Below are 18,654 nucleotides of genomic sequence, written 5' to 3'. Positions count from 1 at the left end.
CCTGCCTGGAGGGAGGCGGGCGACCCGGTCCGCTCGACGTGAGAGGGGCGGGGCGTTAGCCAATGGAGCAAACATCACACCTCGCCTTGCCTCCCCGTGGGAGGGGATGACAGCTTCGGACACTCCCTATGCCCATCCGCTACAGCCTGCCCAACGGGCTCACCGTCGTCTTCGAAGAGCAGCACGCCGCCAAGGTCGCGGCCTTCCAGGTCTGGGTCAAGGCCGGCAGCGCGGATGAAAGGCCCGACCAGGCCGGCCTCGCCCACCTGCACGAGCACATGCTCTTCAAGGGCACGGAGCGCAGGGGCCCGGGTGAAATCGCCCGGGACATCGAAGCGCACGGCGGTGAAATCAACGCCTGGACGTCCTTCGACCAGACCGTCTACCACATCGTCATCGCCAGCCAGTTCGCCCGCACGGGCCTGGACATCCTGGGGGACGCCGTCCGCCGCTCCGCGTTCGACAAGGACGAGCTGGCGCGGGAGATCGAGGTGGTGTGCGAGGAGATCAAGCGCAGCTTCGACTCTCCGGCCCGCCGGTCCTCGCGCGGGCTGTTCACCGCCGCGTTCCAGACGCACCCGTACCGGCTGCCCGTCATCGGCACCGAGGAGAGCGTGCGCGGCTTCACCCGCGAGAAGGTGCTGGAGTTCTACCACCGGCACTACACGCCCCAGAACCTGGTGCTGGTGGTGGTGGGCGACCTCACCGAGGCGCAGCTACGCCCGTGGGTGGAGGAGATCTTCGGCGGTGACTGGGGCCGGCCCTACGCGGGCCCGGTGTCCCGTCCCCGGGACGCGGCCCCCACCGCCCGGCGCGTCCTGGTGCAGACCGAGGACGTGAAGGAGGCCTACCTGAACCTGGCCTTCTCCATCCCGGAGCTGGAGCACCCGGACGTGCCCGCGCTGGACGTGCTGGCGATGATCGCCGGCCAGGGCAACTCGTCGTGGCTGGTGCGCGAGGTGAAGCGCCGGCAGCACCTGGTCAACGACGTGCACGCCTCCGCGTACACGCCCAAGGACCCCGGCATCTTCTCCGTGTCCCTGACGCTGCCGCCCGCGCAGGCGCAGAAGGCGCTCACGCAGACGGCGCGCGTGCTGGAGGCGCTGCGCACCACGCGGGTGTCCGAGGACGAGCTGCGCACGGTCAAGGCCGTGGTGGAGGCGGAGTCCGTCTACCGCAAGGAGACGGTGCAGGGCACCGCGCGCAACCTGGGCTCGTACCAGACCAGCCCCGGCGGCCTGGAGTCCGAGGCCCGCTACCTGGAGCACATCCGCAACCTCACGCCGGAGGATCTGCGCCGCGTGGCGGAGAAGTACCTGCGGCTGGAGCACGCCATCGCCACCGCGCTCGTGCCGCCCTCCGCCGCGCTGACGGAAGCGGAGGTGCACGCCGCGCTGGACGAGGCGGCGCGGAGCCCCGGCCTCACGCCTCCGGAGCGCGCCGCCCGGCAGCCGCCCCCGGAGGCCCCCGCGCGTCCGGCCCGGAGCACCACCGGGTCCGCGCGCACGGAGGTGGTGCAGGAGAAGCTGCCCTCCGGCGCGACCCTCATCGTGCGCGTGGAGCCCCACGTGCCGCTGGTCTCCATGCGCGCGGCCTTCATCGGCGGCGTGCGGTATGAGACGCCCGCGGACAACGGCATCACCACGCTGCTCAGCCGCACCCTCACCAAGGGCACCACGTCGCTCAGCGCGGACGACATCTCCCACCTGGAGGACCTGTACGCGGGCAACGTCAGCGGCCAGGGCGGCCGCAACTCCGTGAGCCTGAAGGCGGACTTCCTGGCGCGCTACTTCGAGCCGGGCTTCCGGCTGTTCGCGGACTGCCTGCTCAACCCGGCCTTCCGCGAGGAGGAGGTCGCGCGGGAGCGCTCGCTGTTGTTGCAGGACATCCTCACCCGCGAGGACAAGCCGTCGGGCCTGGCGTTCGAGCTGTTCTCGCGCACGCTCTACCAGGAGCACCCGTACCGGCTGTCCCTCACGGGCGAGAAGGCGTCGGTGGAGGCGCTGGGGCCAGAGCAGCTGCGCGCGTACCACCGGGCGCACATGGACCCGTCGCAGCTGACGCTCAGCGTGGTGGGCGACGTGCGCGTGGACGAGGTGCGGGCGCTGGCGCGCGAGTTCTTCGGCCAGTCGCGGGGCGGCGCGGTGGCGCCGAAGCAGGTGCGGCCGGAGGCGCCGCCCTCCTCGCCGCGCGTGGAGAAGAAGACGCTCGCGCGCGCGCAGACGCACCTGGTGATGGGCTTCCAGGCCGCGCGGCTGACCGACCGGTGGCGCATCGCGCTGGACGTGCTGTCCACGGTGCTGTCCGGCCAGGGCGGGCGGCTCTTCGTGGAGCTGCGCGACAAGCGCTCCATGGCGTACAGCGTGAGCAGCTTCTCCATGGATGGGTTGGATCCGGGCTACTTCGCCGTCTACATGGGCACGAGCCCGGAGAAGGTGGACGCGGCGGTGGAGGGCATGCGCCGCGAGCTGGAGCGCATCCGCGACGAGCCCATCCCGGCGGCGGAGCTGGAGCGCGCCAAGCAACACATCATCGGGGCGTATGAAATCGACCTGCAGCGCAACAGCGCCCGCGCGACGCTGCTGGCGTTGGACACGTGCTACGGCGTCGGGCTGGACAACTTCCTGCACTACTCCGAGCACGTGGCGAAGGTGACGGCGGAGGAGATCCAGGAGGTGGCCCGCCGGGTCATCGACTTCGACCGCATGGCCATGGCCGTCGTCGGACCGTAGCGGCCGCCCGGTCGCCAGGAGGCGTGGAGGCGTCCCACGACGGCGCTTCCACGCCGCACCGGCTGGGGTAGAAGGGGCGCATGTCCCAGACCTACCTTTCACTCACCGTGGATATCGCGGAGGAAGCGTCGGAGATCCTCCAGGACCTCCTCCATGAGGCCGGCGCCCTGGGCCTGGAAGTCCGCGACCACGAGACGCCCACCATGCCGGGCGTGCGCGCCCCCGCGACGGGTGAGTCCATCGTCGTCGCCTACTTCGAGGACCGCGCCAGCGCGGAGGCCGCTCGCGACGAGGTGGTGGAGAGCCACCCCAAGGCGCGCGTCGCGCTGGACGAGCAGCCCCAGCAGGACTGGAGCAATGAGTGGAAGTCGCTCATCAAGTCCGTGAACGTGGGCCGCCTCTGGGTGGGCCCGCCATGGGACGTGGCGAACGCGCCCCAGGACAAGGTGCGCATCGTCATCGAGCCGAAGATGGCCTTCGGCACGGGAGACCACCCCACCACGTCGCTGTGCCTGGCGGCGGTGGATGACTTCATGGCCACGCACCCGGGCGCCAGCGTGCTGGACGTGGGCACCGGCACGGGCGTGCTCGCCATCGCCGCGAAGAAGCTGGGCGCGGGCACGGTGGTGGGCACCGACAACGACCCCACCTCCGTGGAGCTGGCGCAGGAGAACTGCGCCGACAACGCGACGCCCGACCTGGACATCTCCGGGCGCGAGCTGACGCAGGTGCCGGGCACCTTCGACCTGGTGCTCGCGAACATCCTGGCCAACACGCTCATCGAGCTGGCGCCGCTCATCGTCGCCAAGGCGAAGGACCGGCTGGTGCTGGCCGGCGTGCTCGCGCACCAGCGCGTGGACGTGGAGGCCGCGTACCAGAAGCTCGGGTGCACGGTGCTGGCGGGCGCGCAGCAGGGCGAGTGGGTTCGCATCGACCTGAAGCGCTGACCCACGCCTCCAGAAACAAGAGGGGGCCGGGCCACGAACACGATGTCCGAGAGCCCGACCCCTTCTGGACTCGCGCGGTGTTCCCCCTGACTACAGGACCTCGCGACTCCCGCCGGGTGCGAGCAATGCAGTCCGCGTGCCGGCCGCCGCGTCCCCGGGCGACCGGGGGACACCGGGCCCGGTTGTAGCGGGAAGGGTTACAGAACCCGCGGCGCGGGTGACCTTCCGCGCTACAGCGGGCTTCGGCGCGAGGGGCTTCAGGCTTCAGACGAAGCCGAGTGCCCCGGCCGCGCGGAGGGAGCCCACGACCTCGTTCCGGGTATTGAGCAGGCGCGGCTCCGCGTGGTGCTCCAGGCCTGTCATGGGCAGCGACAGGCCGTGAGGGTCCGCCAGGGCCCGGAGGACGGCGAGGAGGGCGGGAGTGGCGCAGCGGGCATCGCCATCCTCCACCTTGAGGGCGATGCCCAGGCGGGCCCGGGGCAGCGCGGCGCAGTAGACGCCCTCCGCGCCAATCTTCACCACGGCTTCGCCCCGGAAGGCCGTCATCAGGTCCGTGCACGCGCGGCCCTTGCCCGCGACCAGCTCCGGGTGCGCCAGCATCGCTTCGCGCAGGCGGCGCGCGGCGGGGTCCTCGGAGATGCCGAAGCGAGCCCAGCCGGTGGCCATGGCGCGCAGGGGCAGGCCGAAGCAGACGGCGACGCAGCCGTCCACGCCCGTCACCAGCGCGTCGCGGGGCAGGCCCGTCCACTTCGCGATTTCATCCTGGATGCGCTCCTGCACCGGGTGGCCGGCGCTGGCGTAGCCCTGGAGGTCCCAGCCGTGATGCCGGGCCAGCGCGAGCATGCCGGCGTGCTTGCCGGAGCAGTTGTTCCAGCGGGGCGTGAGCACCACGCCCGCCTTGAGCGCCTCCTCCGCGACCGCGGGCGACAGCGACGGATGCGGGCCGCACGCGAGGTCGCGCTCGTCGCAGCCGGACGCGGCCAGCATCCGCATGGCGAGGGCGCGGTGCACGGGCTCGCTGGAGTGGGACGCGCACGCCAGCGCCAGCTCGCGCGGGCCGAAGCCGAAGCGGTCCGCCGCGCCGTCCTGCACCATGGGCAGCGACTGGAAGGGCTTGGCCGCCGAGCGCCAGAAGGTGGCTCGGTCCGGGTCGCCCGCGGACGCGACGAGCGAGCCCTCCGCGCTCACCACCGCGACGGACACGGTGTGAAGGGACTCGACGAAGCCGGAGCGGGTGGATTCGATGACGAAGGTGGACATGGGCGCTCGCGGCCCATAGCAGGAGGCCCGCCCGCGTGTCCCGCCGCGGTGGGACACGGTCGGGGCCGCGCGTCCGGAAAAGGAAGGGCCTGGCCGCATGTGGGCTGGTGTCCGGGCGGGGCCTGCTGAATCCTCCGGGCGTCCCTCCCCTTCTTGAGTCAGGAAGCCGCCGTGGTCCGCCTCTTCGTTCCGCTGCCCGAGCCCACCCCCTCCGATGTGACGCTCACGGGCGAGCGCCGCCATTACCTGGTCCACGTGCTGCGGCTGTCGGAGGGCGACGCGCTGGAGGTGTTCGACGGCAAGGGCCGCGCCTTCGAGGCGCGCGTCACGGGGCTGGAGCCGGAGGCCGTCCGGCTGGTGTTGGGGACCGTGCGGGTGACGCCCCCCGCGCGACGGATGCACGTGCTCCAGGGGCTGCCCAAGGGGGACAAGCTGGAGATGGTGCTTCAGAAGGGCACCGAGCTGGGCGCCACCGCGTTCCATCCGGTGGCCACGGCGCGCAGCGTGGTGAAGCTGGAGCCGAAGCGCGCCGAGGAGCGCACGCAGCGGTGGGCCCGAATCGTGGAGGAGGCCGCGCGCCAGTGTCGCCGCGACGACGTCCCTTCCGTGCATCCGCCCCAGCCCTTGCTGGACGCGGCGCGCGCGTTGACGCCGGGCACGCTCCTGCTGGTGCTGGACGAGGAGGAGTCCGCGGTGCCGCTCGGTGAGGCCTTCCGGAGCGCGGGGCCGGGGACCCCGGTGGCGCTGGTGATTGGCCCCGAAGGAGGGCTTGCTCGCGAGGAGGTCGACGGTTTGCGCGCATTGGGCGCAAGGCCCGTGACGCTGGGCTCCCGCATCCTGCGCACGGAGACGGCGGCGCTCGCGGCGCTCGCGGTGATGCAGCACCTGGATGGGTCGTTCGGTTAGCAGGCGGACGGGCAGGCCCTTCCCCCACCCTGAGTCACGGATCCGTGTGGCCATTCCTACGTTTCAGCCATTCGGGACCTCGCGGGTCCCTCACACGGGAGAGACTCTCATGGGGATCATCGCCTTCATCATCATCGGCCTCATCGCGGGCCTCATCGCTCGGGCCATCCTGCCGGGCAAGCAGAGCATGGGCCTGATGGCCACCACCCTCTTGGGCATGGTCGGCTCGCTGGTGGGCGGCCTCATCGGTTCGCTCTTCGAGCGCAACGGACGGCTCTTCGACCTGCATGCTTCCGGCATCATCATGTCGGTGGTGGGATCGATCATCGTGCTGCTCCTCGTGGGAGCGGCGGGACGGCGCCGCGTCCACGCCTAGCGTGAGGCGCCCCGTACGCACCGTCTCCGAAGGGCGGGATGCCACAGGGTTGCCGAGCCCCTGACGGTTCCTCGGGCGAGGGGCCTCGGGGGCTTGTCCTTTTCTTGCTACAGGCCTGAATGCGGCCTTTCATGGCGACGGTTGTTCGCGTCACCGGGAGGATCCGTTGTCCAAGTGCCTGAAGTGCGGCGCCTCGCTGCCGCCGGTCGGAGATTGCCCTGCTTGCGCCGCCAATGCCGCGCGCCCGCCAGTGGCGGCTCCCATCCCGAGCCTGCTCGACCGCGACATCCATATCGACCGTCGCAAGGCGGGGGATCGCGACGCCCTGGACATGGGCGGCGATCCCGTCACCCTGAACAATGAGCCGGTGGAGCCGGAGACGCTGCGAGGCACGCCTGCCTTCGTGATGGAGCCGCCCCGGAGCCCCATCACCCCGCCGGGGATGACGCCCGCCGTTCGTTCGGCGACGCCGCCCCGAGCACCCGCTCCCCAGCCCGCGCAGGCGCCCGCCGCCGCGCCGCCGCGTGTCGCCGCGCCTCGCGCCGCCGTGCCCCCGACGGATGGACCGGCGGTGCGCGCACCCGGCGCGACGCCCCGCGCGCCCGCCGCGGCTCCGGCTTCTGCCGCGACGGCTCGCGCCACCACGCCCCAGGCCGACGCGACGGTTCGCGCCGCGACTCCGGCCTCCGACGCGACGGTTCGCGCCGCGGCTCCGGCCTCCGACGCGACGGTTCGCGCCGCGGCTCCGGCCTCCGATGCGACGGTTCGCGCCCCCATGCCGCCTTCGGAGGCACAGGTCCGGTCCGCCGCGCCCCAGGCCGACGCAGCCGCCCGTGCGACTCCGCGTGCTCCCGCTCCGCCGATGGACGCGGCCGCGCGCGCCTCCGCGCCTTCGCCCGAGGCGGCGCTCCGAGCCGCCGCACCGCACGGTGAAGGCCAGACGGCCCGGCCTCCCGCGCAGCAGGCTCCCCGTGTGGCGACGCCCGCCGCCGCGCCCATGCCTCCTCGCGCCGCGCCGGCTTCCGCGAATGCTCCTTCAGGCGCCGTGCTTCCTCCGCGCCCCGCCACGGCGCAGCCTCCTCCGGCCGTGGCTCCGCTGGCCGCCGTGGCCCCTCCGCGCGCCGCGCCGACGCCGGCCATGCCAGAGCCGGGCTTCCAGATTCCGGGGGTCGCCGCGCCTCGCGCCGCGCCGGCTCCGATGAACGCCATGGAGCCCCGTCCGGGCTCCGCGCCCACGCCCGCCTACGGCACCGAGCCGCATGGCGCCCGGCCCCAGGCGCAGGCCTCCGGTCTGCCTCGCAGGGATGCCGCCCAGGGCGCACCCGGTCTGCCCCGCATGGATGCGCAGGCCGCGCGTCCGGGAACGGCCGCGCAGCCCCACGCATCCGTCGGCCTGCCGCCCACGGACGTGGCCGCGCAGGCTGCAGCGGGCCTGCCGCGCATGGGCGCGGCCTCGCACCCTGCCCCTCCGGCTCAGCCTCGGATGGGCGTGGCCGCGCAGCCTTCAGCGTCCGGGCTGCCCCACGGGAACGCCTCCGCGCAGGCGGCCGCGTCCGGGCAGCCTCACGCGAACTCCCCCGCGCAGGCTGCGTCTGGCATGCACTCCGAGAACGCCTCCGCCCAGGCTGCTTCCGGCATGCCTTACGAGAACGCCTCCGCCCAGGCTGCTTCCGGCATGCACCACGGGAATGCCTCCGGTCCGGCGCAGTGGGACGCCGCCCCGGCGTCCTCAGGTCTGCCTCGCATGGACGGCCCCGCGCGGTCCTCCGGTCTGCCCCGCCGGGACGCCGCGCCGGGTCTGCCCATGATGGAGGATCCGGCCTTCCTGCCTCCGCTGGAGACCCCGGCCTTCGCCACCGCGTCCTCGCCTCCTGCTCCGGGCGTGTCCCGCATGGAGGCCTCGGCGGCCCCCGCCGCGCCCTCCAAGTCGAAGGTGACCAAGGCGGCGGCTCCGGCCGCTGGCGAGGTGCACGCGAGGCCCGCGTCGCTGTGGCGCCGGTTGCTGTCGTTCACCGTCGACACCGCGGCCATCGGCGCCGTGGCGGCGGCCTACATCACCCTGGCCTCGTCGGTCGCGGGCGTGAAGGGCCCCCAGCCCGGGTTGACCGGACTGGACGCGTTCGTGGCCTGGCTGCGCGCGCTGCACACCGTGCTGCTGCCGGGCATGGTCCTGATGCTGGTGCTGGCGACCGTCTACTGCGCGGTCGCGGCCTTCCTCTGGAATGGACGCACGCTGGGCCGGTTGCTCCTGGGCCTGCGCCTGGTCGACACCCACGGCATGGCGCCCACCCCGGGCCGGGCCATCTTCCGGGCGCTGCTCGCCGGGGTTTCCTTCGTTCTGTTCCTGGGCGGCTTCTGGATGGCGCTGTTCGACCGACGCGGGCAGACGCTTCATGACAAGCTGACGTCCACCTTCGTCGTCCAACCGAGCTGAAACCCACTCATTGTGCCTTGCGGCCGCGGCCGTAAGATGCCGCGGCCTTCATGCCTTCGCGTCTTGCCCAGCACCTCGTCTCGCGCGCCCTCCTGACCCAGGAGCAGGCCGGAGAGTTGTTGCGTCAGCATCAGGCCCAGGGAGGCCATCTGGACACCGCGCTCCTGGAGCGCGGCCTCTCCGAACAGGACGTCCTCGCGCTGCTGGGCGAGGTCTCCGGCTTCCGGCCCGTGAACCTGGTGGACTTCGAGCCCAACCTCGAGGTCGCCAGCTTCATCCCCCCGAAAATCGCTGAGCGACTGAGCGTCGTCCCGCTGTCCCTGGACGGCAACACGCTCCACGTGGCGTGCGCCTACCCGGTGCCGAAGAAGGAGCTGGACGAGGTCGGCTTCCTCCTGGGCAAGCCGTTGGAGCTGTGGGTCGCCATCGAGCTGCGGGTGCGCGAGTGGATCTCCATCATCTACCGCCAGCCGCTCCCGCCCCGGTTCGTCCAGTTGGGCGAAGCCGTCGCCGCGCAGCAGGCCGGGGCCCTCACGCCGCCGCCTCCTCCGCCGCCGGATGACGAATCGTCGATGACGGTGGACATGGTGGAGCAGCTCGCGCGCTCCGTGGCCCAGGAGCCCGTGCCCGCCGGGCCCCGCCCCGCCTCGCGTGAGCCCGCGCCCGCGGACATCCCGCCGCCGGCGTACGTGCGGGAGCCGCTGCGCCTCAACACCTCCGCGGGCCCCGTCACCACGGCCCGCGCCGTCCAGCGCCCCACTCCGCCCCCGGCGCCGGCGGACATCCCACCCCCCGCCTACACGCGCGAACCCCTGCGCTTGAACATGCCGGGCACGCCCGCCCGCCCCACCCCGCCCGCCGCGCAGGCGCCGAACCGGGGCGCGTCCGGAAACACCGAACCGCCGACGCTCTACCCGCCGGGAGAGCGGCCCCTGCCGCCGCCGCAGCCCGTGCCCGTGCTGCTGCCCGTGGACGCGCCCAGCGGGGCGAAGCCGCAGGGCCAGCCCCCCGGAGCGCAGGCGGCTTCGCGGCCAGGAGCCGCGCCCCAGGGACTGGCCCCCACCGCCACGCAGGCGCCTCGCACCGCCGCGCCCCAGGCTGGCGCCCCCGCGCAGGGCCCCTCCACGACGGCGGCGCAGGACTCCAGCCGGCCGGGCACCTCCGCGCAGGGCGCATCCGACTCGGCCGCCGCCTCGGGCCGGCAGGGCACCACGCTTCAGGGCGCGACCCACCCGGGCCCCGCGGCCCCGCAGGGCCCCTCCGCGACGACGGCGCAGGGAGCGGGCTCTACCGCGCAGCCCCGCGCGGGCGCCGCCGCCCAGGCGCCGCAGGCCACGGGCGCCCGTCCTCCCGTGTGGCCGCCCGCGCCCGAGCAGCAGAACCGCGCGGCTCCGACTGGCACGCCGACTCCGCCGCCCGTGCCTCCGACGCCGCCCCGCGGGGAGCCGTCGTTCATCATCTTCAGCAACCCGGCGTCGAGCCCGGGCGCGAGCCGTCCGCGCGCCACGCCGGAGCCCGCCTCCGTGCCGGGCGCCTCCAACGCGCCGGATGCCGCCGTGCCGGACTGGACGCTGCCCCAGGCCCGGGCCGCGCTGCGCGAGTCGACGCGGGACCTGGACCGGCTGCTGGACGTGGCCCTGCGCTTCGGCCGCCGCACCTTCGACTACGTGGCCGCCTTCGCGGTGGTGCGCGGCGCGGCCGGTGGCTGGGACGCGCGCGGCGACGGCCTGGACGCCAACGCCCTGTCCCAGGTCTCCATCCCGCTGGACGCGAGCAGCGTCTTCCGCACCGTGGCCGTCACGCGCGGCAGCTACGCGGGCCCGCTGCCCCCGGACGCGCTCACGCGGCACTACCTGGAGCTCTTCGGCCGTCAGGCGCCTCGCACCGTCTTCCTGTACCCGGTCGAGGTGAAGGGCCGGCTGGTGTCCATCCTCTACGGCGACTGCGGCCAGAAGCCGATGAGCCAGCGCCGGCTGAGCGACTACATCCTGTTCTGCCAGGACCTGCCCGCCGCCTTCCAGGAGCTCATCCTCTTCCGCAAGCAGCGCGTGGCCGAGCTGCGCACGCCCGAAGAGGACATCACCATCGACGTGGACGTGCCCGGCTTCCCGGCCTCGGCCCAGCCCGCCCCCGCGCCCGCCGTGGTCGCGGGACTCGGCTGGAACCCCGTGTTCGGCCGGGGCGGCGTGGCCAACCTGGGCCGCGCCGCCGCCATGCCCCCGCGCGTGCTGTCCCCGGAGGAGCGCCCGCCCCCGGACTTCGCGCCGCTCCTGCGTCGGCTCACCGGCCCGGACGCCGCGCAGCGCTCCAGCGCGATGGCGGAGCTGGCGCGCTCGCCCGAGGCCAGCGCCCGCGTGCTCGCGCAGCACTTCCCCGGCCCCACCGCCTGGAGCCGCCTGCCGGTGGTGGAGCTGCCAGAGGCGGACGAGCTGGGCCCCATCCCCGCCGCCCTGTCGCGCCTGGGCCGCCCCGCGGCCGTCGCGCTGGCGCCGCTCCTGGACTCGAACGACGCGGACACGCGCTACCTTGCGCTGCTCACCGCGGGCAACCTGCCCTACGCGGAGCTGGTGGACGGCGTGCTGCGCGGCCTGTTCGACATGGAGCCGGACATCTCCAGCGCCGCGCGCGTGGCCGCCGCCGCGCTCAAGCACCTGCCCCGCCTGGACGCGTCCCTGCGCGACCTGCGCCAGGAGATGACCAGCCGGGACGCGCTGCGCCGCTCGCTGGCCGCCCGGGCCCTGGGCACGCTGCACGACCGCGACGCCATCGAAGGCCTCATCAACCTCACCGGCAGCGACGACGCGATGTGCGCGCAGGCCGCCGCGGAGGCGCTGCGCGAGGTCACCCGCGCCACGCTGGGCCTCCAGCCGCGCCAGTGGTCGGGGTGGTGGGCGGAGAACCGCAGCCGCCGCCGCGCGGACTGGCTGGTGGCCGCGCTGCGACACCGCGAGCTGGACGTGCGGCTCGCGGCCATCGAGGAGCTCAGCCGCGCCCTGCACGACACGCTCGGCTACTACGCGGACGCGCCGGACGCGGAGCGCGAAGCGGCGGTGCGGCGCTGGGAGTCCGCGGCGGTGGACCCCGCCAACGCCCGGCGCCTGGGCATGCTCTGACACCTGGAGGCGCGCGATGACGGGCGCCATGTGGGTCAGCCTGCTGGCGTGCGCGGGGCAGCTGGCCCTCGCCGGCATCGCGCTCGCGCGCGTGGGGAAGAGCCCCCTGGCGCTGCCGCTGTCGCTGCTGTCCATCGTGCTGTCCACCTGGAACTTCGCCGCCTTCGGGCTGGCGCGCTCCGGGGACTCCGACTGGCGGCTGATGGGCTTCGCGGCCGCACTGATGACGCTGCCGTGCGCGGTGCACTTCATCCTCGCGTTCGTGGGCCGCCGGCGCCGCTCCGCCTGGGCCCTGTACGCCACCTACGCCGGGATGAGCGCGCTGGCGCTGACCCTGCTCGTGGCCATGGGCGTGCCCGCGCTGGAGGAGCGCATCAACACCTTCCGCTTCGGGCTGGCGGTCGCCGCCGGGGCCATCCCCATCCTCGCCACGGGCTTCGTGCTGCTGGCGCGCCACCTGCGCCGCGCGGGCTCCGCGGATGAACGGGCGCGCGCGGGCCTGATGCTGCTGGGGCTCACCCTGCTCGTCGCGCTGCTGCTCACGGACCTGGCGGCGGAGATGGCGCTGCCCGTGCCCAGGCTGGGCAACGTGGGCACGCTGCTGGGCCTGCCGGTGATGGCCACCGCGTCGCTGCGCTTCCAGCTCTTCGGCCGGGACGCGCGGGCCACCAGCGCGGCGGTGCACGCCGTCGTGCTCGCGCTGGCGGGCGTGCTCGCGTACCTGACGCTCTTCCGCGTCTTCGCGGCGGAGTCGGGGGCGCTCGTCGTGGGCACCACCGCCATCACCTTCTCGCTGCTGCTGGCGGCGCGGCGGGTCGTCACCGGCTTCGTCACCCGGCGCGAGCGCCTGGAACAGCTGGCCACGCTGGGGCGCTTCTCCGCGCAGATGGCCCACGACCTGAAGAACCCCCTCGCCGCGCTCAAGGGCGCCGCCCAGTACCTCAAGGAGGAGCACGCGCGCGGCCACTCCTGGGACGCGCACGGAGACTTCCTGGACCTCCTGCTGGAGCAGGTGGAGCGCCTGGACCGGGTGGCGGACACCTACCAGCGACTCGCGCGCGTGGAGCCCCTGCGCCGGCCGCTGGACGTGAACCGGCTGGTGGAGGGCGTCCTGTCGCTCCAGGCCTTCGCCACGCCAGGAGAGGTCGTGCTCAAGAAGGAGCTCTCGCCCGGCCTGCCCGAGTGCGCGGGGGACGAGGACCTGCTCGCGAACGCGCTGGAGAACCTGGTGCGCAACGCCTTCGAGGCCATGCCCGCCGGAGGCACCCTCACCGTGCGCACGCAGGGGGACGGCGACGCGGTGGAGGTGAGCGTGGAGGACACCGGCGGCGGCATGGACGCGCGCACGCGGGAGCGGGCCTTCGACGACTTCTTCACCACCAAGGCGACGGGCAGCGGCCTGGGGCTGGCCTTCGTGCGGCGCGTGGCGGAGGCGCACGGCGGCACGGCATCCCTGACGAGCGGCGAGGGCCGTGGCACCATCCTGCGCCTGCGCCTGCCCGCGACACCCGTCCCCCGGGCCCCGGCGTCCGAGGGAGAAGCCGCGTGAGCGAGGCACTGAAGGGCCACGTATTGGTGGTGGATGACGACCCGGCGCTGCTCAAGGTGCTGGGCGCGCTGCTCACCCAGGCGGGCCTCACGCCGCACCCGGCCCCGAGCGCGAAGGACGCCCTGACGCTGCTCGCGCGCCGCCCCATCGACGTGGTGCTGAGCGACGTGCGCATGCCCGGCATGAGCGGCATGGAGCTGCTCGCGGAGGTGGGGCGCGGCTGGCCGGACGTGCCCGTCCTCCTGATGACCGCGCACGGCACGGTGCCGCTGGCGGTGGAGGCGATGAAGGCGGGCGCCGCGGACTTCGTGCTCAAGCCCTTCGACCGGGAGGAGCTGCTCTTCACGCTGAAGAAGGCGCTGCTCCACACGCAGGAGGCGCCAGGGCCGGCGCGCGCGCAGGGCAAGGCGCAGGACGGCCTCTTCGTGGGCACGGGCCGCGCGATGTCGGAGGTGAAGGCCCTGCTGGCGAAGGCCGCCCAGGGCACCGCCACGGTCCTGCTCCGGGGCGAGTCCGGCACGGGCAAGGAGCTGGCCGCGCGGGCGCTGCACGAGGGCAGCCCCCGGCGCTCCGGGCCGTTCGTGAAGCTGCACTGCGCGGCGCTGCCGGACACGCTGCTGGAGAGCGAGCTGTTCGGCTACGAGAAGGGCGCCTTCACCGGCGCGGCGACGCGCAAGCCCGGCCGCGTGGAGCTGGCGCACGGCGGCACGCTGTTCCTCGACGAGATTGGCGACGTGTCCCCCAGCGTGCAGGTGAAGCTGCTGCGCGTGTTGCAGGAGCGCGAGTTCGAGCGGCTGGGCGGCACGCAGACGGTGAAGGTGGACGTGCGGTTCGTCGCGGCCACGCACCAGCCCCTGGAGGACGGGGTGCGCCGGGGCACCTTCCGGGAGGACCTCTTCTACCGGCTCAACGTGGTGCCTCTCTGGCTGCCCACGCTGCGCGAGCGGCCGGAGGACATCGCGTCCCTGTCCCTCCACTTCCTGGACGTGCACGCGCGGGCGAATGGCCGCCCGCGGTTCACCCTGAGCGAGGACGGGCTCCAGGCGCTCCAGGCCCAGCCATGGCCCGGCAACGTGCGCCAGCTGCAGAACTTCCTGGAGCGGCTGGTGGTCCTCTCCGACGGGCCGGTGCTCACCGGCGCGGACGTGGCGCGCGAGCTGGCACGCCAGCCGGGCATCGCGCCGCCGCCCGTCGCCGCGCCGCCGCCTCGCGCCGCCTCCGACTCCGTGACGTTGGAGTCACGGCGCAAGGACGTGGAGAAGGAGGCCCTGGCGGATGCGCTGAAGCGCGCGGGCGACAACCGCACCCTCGCGGCCCGGCTGCTCGGGGTCAGCCGGCGCACGCTCTACAACAAGCTGGAAGAGCACGGCCTGCTGTAGGCGCCCCGCGCGGCTCCAAGCCCCAGGCGGCTGGAACCAGTTTTCGACGACAGCTTCCGTGTACGCGCCTGACTTCCAGGTTTATGCTGCTTCGCGCTCGGACTCCCTCGAAGCGACACCGCATCCCACCGAAGCCCCTCCCGACCCGCATGGGTTGGCCGACACGAAGGAGCAACGCCCCATGTCCCAGTCCCTCGCTGGCCGCGTGAGCGGTCCTGTCTACACCCCGTCCGACGCGGGCTATGCGCCGGAGTGCGCCGGCTTCAACGTCCTCATCACGCACTCGCCGCAGTTCGTGGTCGCGGCGCAGTCCACGCAGGACGTCGCGGAGACGGTGCGCTTCGCCCGGGAGAACCAGCTCGCCGTCTCCGTGCTGGCCACCGGACACGGGACATACGCGTCCATCACCTCCGGCATCCTCATCTCCACGAAGGCGCTGAACCAGGTGAGCATCGACGTGGCGTCGCGCACGGCCACCATTGGCGCGGGCGCGCGCTGGGAGCCCGTGGTCGCGGAGGCGGCGAAGCATGGGCTCGCGCCGGTCGCGGGCTCGTCGACGAACGTGGGCGTGGTGGGCTACCTGCTGGGCGGCGGCCTGGGGCCGCTCGTGCGCAGCCACGGCATCAGCTCCGACTATGTCACCGGCTTCACGGTGGTCACGAGCGACGGGGAGACCCTGGAGGCGAGCGCGGAGCATCACCCGGACCTGTTCTGGGGCCTGCGCGGCGGCAAGAGCGGGTTCGGCATCGTGACGCAGGTGAAGGTGCGCCTGGTGGAGCTGCCGTCGCTCTACGCGGGGGGCCTCTTCTTCGCGGAGGAGCACATCGAGGCCGCGCTGCGCGGCTGGGTGAAGTGGACGGCGGAGGCCGACGCGCGCGTGTCGACGAGCGTCGCCGTCATGCGCTTCCCGCCGTTCGACTTCATCCCGCCCCCGCTGCGCGGCCGCACGGTGCTCAACCTGCGCTTCGCCTTCCCGGGCTCCACCGAGGAGGGCGCGAAGCACGCGGCGCCGCTGCGCGCGCTGGCCCCCATCTACCTGGACATGCTGGGCGAGCTGCCGGCGTCGCAGATCGCCCGCATCCACAATGATCCGGACAAGCCCAGCCCCGTGTGGACCAGCGGCATGATGCTGACCCACGTGGACCAGGACTTCGCGTCCACGGTGCTGCGCCACGTGGGGGCGGGCGTGCAGACGCCCTTCTTCATGCTGGAGCTGCGGCACCTGGGCGGCCCCAGCCAGCGCGACGTGGAGGGCGGCTCGGCGGTGGGAGGCCGCGGCGCCAACTTCGTGGCCGGGCTGGTGGGCATGCACCCGCCCCTGTTCGAGACGGTCCTGCCCGGCGCCGAGCAGGGCCTGCGCGCGGAGCTGAAGCCCTGGCTGTCGCCCGAGATGACCATCAACTTCATGGGCCGGCCGCGCTCGGCCGAGCAGTACGACAGCGCCTGGCCGGAGGCCACGCGGACGAAGCTCAAGGAGGTCCGCCAGAAGTACGACCCGCAGCACTTCTTCGCCTCCGCGAAGTAGCGAGGCTCAGGGGGCCGTCGTCGCCAGCGCATCCAGTTCGTCCTGGAACGCGGCGACGAGGGCCCCGGGCTCCGGCACTCGCGACGCATCCGACGCGACGCCCACGGTCACCTGGCCCGCGTAGCTGAAGAGGCTGATGCCCAGGCCCACGTGGCCGGCCTGGGGCACCCAGAACGTGAGGCCCTCCAGCCGCGTGCCCGCGAGCGACACCGGCTGGCGGGGACCGGGCACGTTGGTGGCGACGAGGGACGCCTTGGAGCCCATGACGTCCACGGCGACGCGCTCCACGGCGGCGGGCGTGCGCCCCAGCAGCTCCAGCGCGCTGGACGTCACCACGGCCTCCGGTGAGCGCTTGAGGGCCTCCATCCGCTTCGCCACCTCGCGAAGCCGGCGGCGGGGGTCCTCCAGGTGGATGGGCAGCCGCAGGAACACCACGCCGAAGCGGTTGCCCAGCTCGCGAGGCACGGGCGCATCCAGGGGCCGCAGGTTCACCGGCACCAGCGCATGCACGTCCTCCAGCGGGGCCTCCAGCGAGGACAGGTAGCGGCGCAGCGCGCCCGTCACGGCGGTGAGCAGCACGTCGTTCACCGTGCCGCCCAGGTTCCGGCCCACGGCCTTCACGCGCTCCAAGGGCAGGGGCTCCGACCACGCGGCGACCTTGCGGAGCCCCAGGGGGCCACGCAGCGGGGAGGAGGGGTCGGAAGGCTGCACGAGCAGCTTCCCCAGCGCCGCCGCGCCCCTGGCGCCGTCGCGAACGAGGTCGCCCGCGAGGATGGGCTCGCGCACCAGCTCCGCGCCCTTGTGCAACACCGCGCGAGCCCCCCGGGCCCACCGCATCCAGCCCGGAGTCGAGTCGAGGAGCGGAGCGGCCTCGCGGGCCGGCGTCCGCGACGGGGGAGCGGCCTCTGTCTCCGAAGCCGTCCGAAGCTCCGGGGGCGACCGCGAGTCCTCGCGAGCCCCGGCGTCCACTGTCTCCGGCCGCGCGCCCTCGAAGCCCGCGCCTGACCGCGAGTCCTCGCGGGCCCTGGCATCCCCTGCCTCCGGCCGCGCGCCCTCGGAGGAGCCATGCCCCACCGGATCCGTGAGCGACAGCAGCACCCGCGCGAGCGCGATGCCGTCCGCCATGCAGTGGTGCAGCCGCGCGAGCAGCACGTCCCCACCCGCCGCGCCCTTCACGAGGTGCAGGTGCCACAGCGGACGGGAGCGCTCCAGCGGCACGCCCAGCCAGTCCCCCACCAGCGCCTCCAACCCCGCGCGCCCCGCCGTGGCCGGCACGCGCAGCGTGGACAGGTGCTCATCCCACTGGAAGTCCGGCGCCTCCTCCCAGTGCGGCGAGCCCAGCGCTCCAGACACGACCCGCTGCTTGAACCGGGGATAGCGCTCCACCAGCCGCTCGCGCACCACCTCGCGCAGCCGCTCGCGGTCCACCGCGCCGTCGAACCACAGCACCGCGGTGATCATCATCAGGTTCGCGGGCTCCTCCATCTGGAGCCACGCCGCGTCCATGCTCGCCATCCGCTCGCGGCCTGCCATGGCGTCCTTCTCACCCGCGCGCCCCCGTCCGGGCAAGCCCCCCGCCCCTACGGCCTGGGCTCCGGCACCGGGGCCCCGGGCTTCTCGCGCTCGAACTGGAAGGTCTGCCGCGTGGCGCCCGGCACCGTGAGGATGAGCGACTTCTTCTCCTCGACGAGCCAGGTGAACTCTCCGCCCTTGAACCGGCCCTTCGACAGCGGCACCACGCGCTCCTTGCCGCACACCGGCCCCACCGCCTGGCCATCCCGCGTGTGCAGGACCAGACCCTTCTTGTCCTTCAGCTCGATCGTGCCCCACGCGCGCACGTCCAGCATGCTGCCGCGCCCGAGCGTCACGGAGTCCAGCCGGGTCCTCAGCACGAAGCACCCCGACGGCGTCACCTGCAACGAGCGCGCGTAGTCGGACCGGGGCTGAACCTCCAGGCGGTGCTCCTTCCCCTGCTCCACGTCCGGGAGGCTCGCCGCGGACAGCACCCAGGTGCCCACCAGCACCTTCGGGACCCCCGCCCCCTGGAGCGCCTGGGGACCCTCGCAGGGGTTCTCCATCCGCGGCTCCGGGCTCTTCGGCGCGGGCTCGAAGGACTCCTCACAGGTCTGTCCACAGGCCTTCACCGCGCACTGCGTGTCATCCGGTGCGCACTCCGCCTTGCTGGTGCAGGCCTTCAGCCGCTTCAGCGAGCGGTCACACCCCTCGCGCAGGCACGTGTCGACGCAGTCCGCGTCGATGCACTCCGCCACGCAGGCCCAGTTGGTGCGCCCGCACACCCCCGCCACGGTGCTGGGGGGCTGCGGAGCCTGGCCCGCCGCGGGCAGGGCGGCGGCGGACACGAGAAGCAGGGCGAGGAGCCGGAGCGGTCGCATGCGGGGTGCAAGCTAGGCAGTGCCCCCACCCACGGCGACC

12 protein-coding genes are annotated in these 18,654 nt (G+C 73.7%); 9 read left to right on the top strand and 3 right to left on the bottom strand.

Annotation, left to right across the window (positions count from 1 at the left end):
• Positions 1-128 precede the first annotated feature (128 nt).
• Entirely contained in the window at positions 129-2,732 is a 2,604-nt protein-coding gene (locus GTY96_RS01355) for a M16 family metallopeptidase (RefSeq protein ID WP_143897751.1), read from the top strand.
• Between the two features lie 80 nt (positions 2,733-2,812).
• Positions 2,813-3,679: a 50S ribosomal protein L11 methyltransferase gene (locus GTY96_RS01350; protein ID WP_161663662.1), complete on the top strand. Its 867-nt coding sequence runs from the start codon at positions 2,813-2,815 to the stop codon at positions 3,677-3,679.
• 264 nt (positions 3,680-3,943) lie between these two features.
• Here GTY96_RS01350 and GTY96_RS01345 read toward each other — a convergent pair whose 3' ends face one another.
• Entirely contained in the window at positions 3,944-4,939 is a 996-nt protein-coding gene (locus GTY96_RS01345; protein WP_161663661.1) for an asparaginase, read from the bottom strand.
• A gap of 171 nt (positions 4,940-5,110) precedes the next feature.
• On the opposite strand from GTY96_RS01345, the gene GTY96_RS01340 reads away from it, so the two are divergent.
• The 7 genes from GTY96_RS01340 to GTY96_RS01310 all read left to right on the top strand — a co-directional run bounded on the left by GTY96_RS01340 (position 5,111) and on the right by GTY96_RS01310 (position 16,221).
• Entirely contained in the window at positions 5,111-5,845 is a 735-nt protein-coding gene (locus tag GTY96_RS01340; protein WP_143897745.1) for a 16S rRNA (uracil(1498)-N(3))-methyltransferase, read from the top strand.
• A 109-nt stretch (positions 5,846-5,954) separates the two neighbouring features.
• Positions 5,955-6,221, top strand: a complete 267-nt coding sequence (locus GTY96_RS01335) for a GlsB/YeaQ/YmgE family stress response membrane protein (RefSeq protein ID WP_143897743.1) — start codon at positions 5,955-5,957, stop codon at positions 6,219-6,221.
• A gap of 166 nt (positions 6,222-6,387) precedes the next feature.
• A complete protein-coding gene (locus GTY96_RS37400) occupies positions 6,388-8,655 on the top strand; it encodes an RDD family protein (RefSeq protein ID WP_235685275.1) in 2,268 nt (755 codons plus the stop codon).
• A 50-nt stretch (positions 8,656-8,705) separates the two neighbouring features.
• Complete coding sequence (locus GTY96_RS01325; protein WP_161663660.1) at positions 8,706-11,768, top strand: GspE/PulE/PilB domain-containing protein; 3,063 nt, start codon at positions 8,706-8,708, stop codon at positions 11,766-11,768.
• 16 nt (positions 11,769-11,784) lie between these two features.
• On the top strand, positions 11,785-13,317 hold the full coding sequence (locus tag GTY96_RS01320) for a sensor histidine kinase (protein WP_143897739.1): 1,533 nt from the start codon (positions 11,785-11,787) through the stop codon (positions 13,315-13,317).
• Positions 13,314-14,696, top strand: a complete 1,383-nt coding sequence (locus GTY96_RS01315) for a sigma-54-dependent transcriptional regulator (protein ID WP_143897737.1) — start codon at positions 13,314-13,316, stop codon at positions 14,694-14,696. Before GTY96_RS01320 ends, GTY96_RS01315 begins: the two co-directional genes overlap by 4 nt.
• Before the next feature lie 181 nt (positions 14,697-14,877).
• Entirely contained in the window at positions 14,878-16,221 is a 1,344-nt protein-coding gene (locus GTY96_RS01310; protein ID WP_161663659.1) for an FAD-binding oxidoreductase, read from the top strand.
• A gap of 6 nt (positions 16,222-16,227) precedes the next feature.
• Here the strand turns inward: GTY96_RS01310 and GTY96_RS01305 are convergent, their stop codons facing one another.
• Together GTY96_RS01305 and GTY96_RS01300 are read right to left on the bottom strand one after the other, a co-directional pair.
• Positions 16,228-17,754: a WS/DGAT domain-containing protein gene (locus GTY96_RS01305; RefSeq protein ID WP_161663658.1), complete on the bottom strand. Its 1,527-nt coding sequence runs from the start codon at positions 17,752-17,754 to the stop codon at positions 16,228-16,230.
• Positions 17,755-17,801: 47 nt separating this feature from the next.
• The gene (locus tag GTY96_RS01300; RefSeq protein ID WP_143897731.1) at positions 17,802-18,614 is read right to left on the bottom strand and encodes a hypothetical protein; all 813 of its coding nucleotides are present in this window, start codon (positions 18,612-18,614) and stop codon (positions 17,802-17,804) included.
• Positions 18,615-18,654 lie beyond the last annotated feature (40 nt).

Origin of the sequence: Corallococcus silvisoli, from assembly GCF_009909145.1 — a bacterium.
Classification (GTDB): Bacteria; Myxococcota; Myxococcia; order Myxococcales; family Myxococcaceae; genus Corallococcus; species Corallococcus silvisoli.
This window is presented reverse-complemented; position numbering and strand designations above follow the sequence as displayed.

Excerpts from the sequence above, each read along its gene's own strand:
- GTY96_RS01355 (WP_143897751.1), top strand. The coding sequence starts at position 129 with ATGCCCATCCGCTACAGCCTGCCCAACGGGCTCACCGTCGTCTTCGAA.
- GTY96_RS01350 (WP_161663662.1), top strand. The coding sequence starts at position 2,813 with ATGTCCCAGACCTACCTTTCACTCACCGTGGATATCGCGGAGGAAGCG.
- GTY96_RS01345 (WP_161663661.1), bottom strand. The coding sequence starts at position 4,939 with ATGTCCACCTTCGTCATCGAATCCACCCGCTCCGGCTTCGTCGAGTCC.
- GTY96_RS01335 (WP_143897743.1), top strand. The coding sequence starts at position 5,955 with ATGGGGATCATCGCCTTCATCATCATCGGCCTCATCGCGGGCCTCATC.
- GTY96_RS01325 (WP_161663660.1), top strand. The coding sequence starts at position 8,706 with ATGCCTTCGCGTCTTGCCCAGCACCTCGTCTCGCGCGCCCTCCTGACC.
- GTY96_RS01320 (WP_143897739.1), top strand. The coding sequence starts at position 11,785 with ATGACGGGCGCCATGTGGGTCAGCCTGCTGGCGTGCGCGGGGCAGCTG.
- GTY96_RS01310 (WP_161663659.1), top strand. The coding sequence starts at position 14,878 with ATGTCCCAGTCCCTCGCTGGCCGCGTGAGCGGTCCTGTCTACACCCCG.
- GTY96_RS01305 (WP_161663658.1), bottom strand. The coding sequence starts at position 17,754 with ATGGCAGGCCGCGAGCGGATGGCGAGCATGGACGCGGCGTGGCTCCAG.
- GTY96_RS01300 (WP_143897731.1), bottom strand. The coding sequence starts at position 18,614 with ATGCGACCGCTCCGGCTCCTCGCCCTGCTTCTCGTGTCCGCCGCCGCC.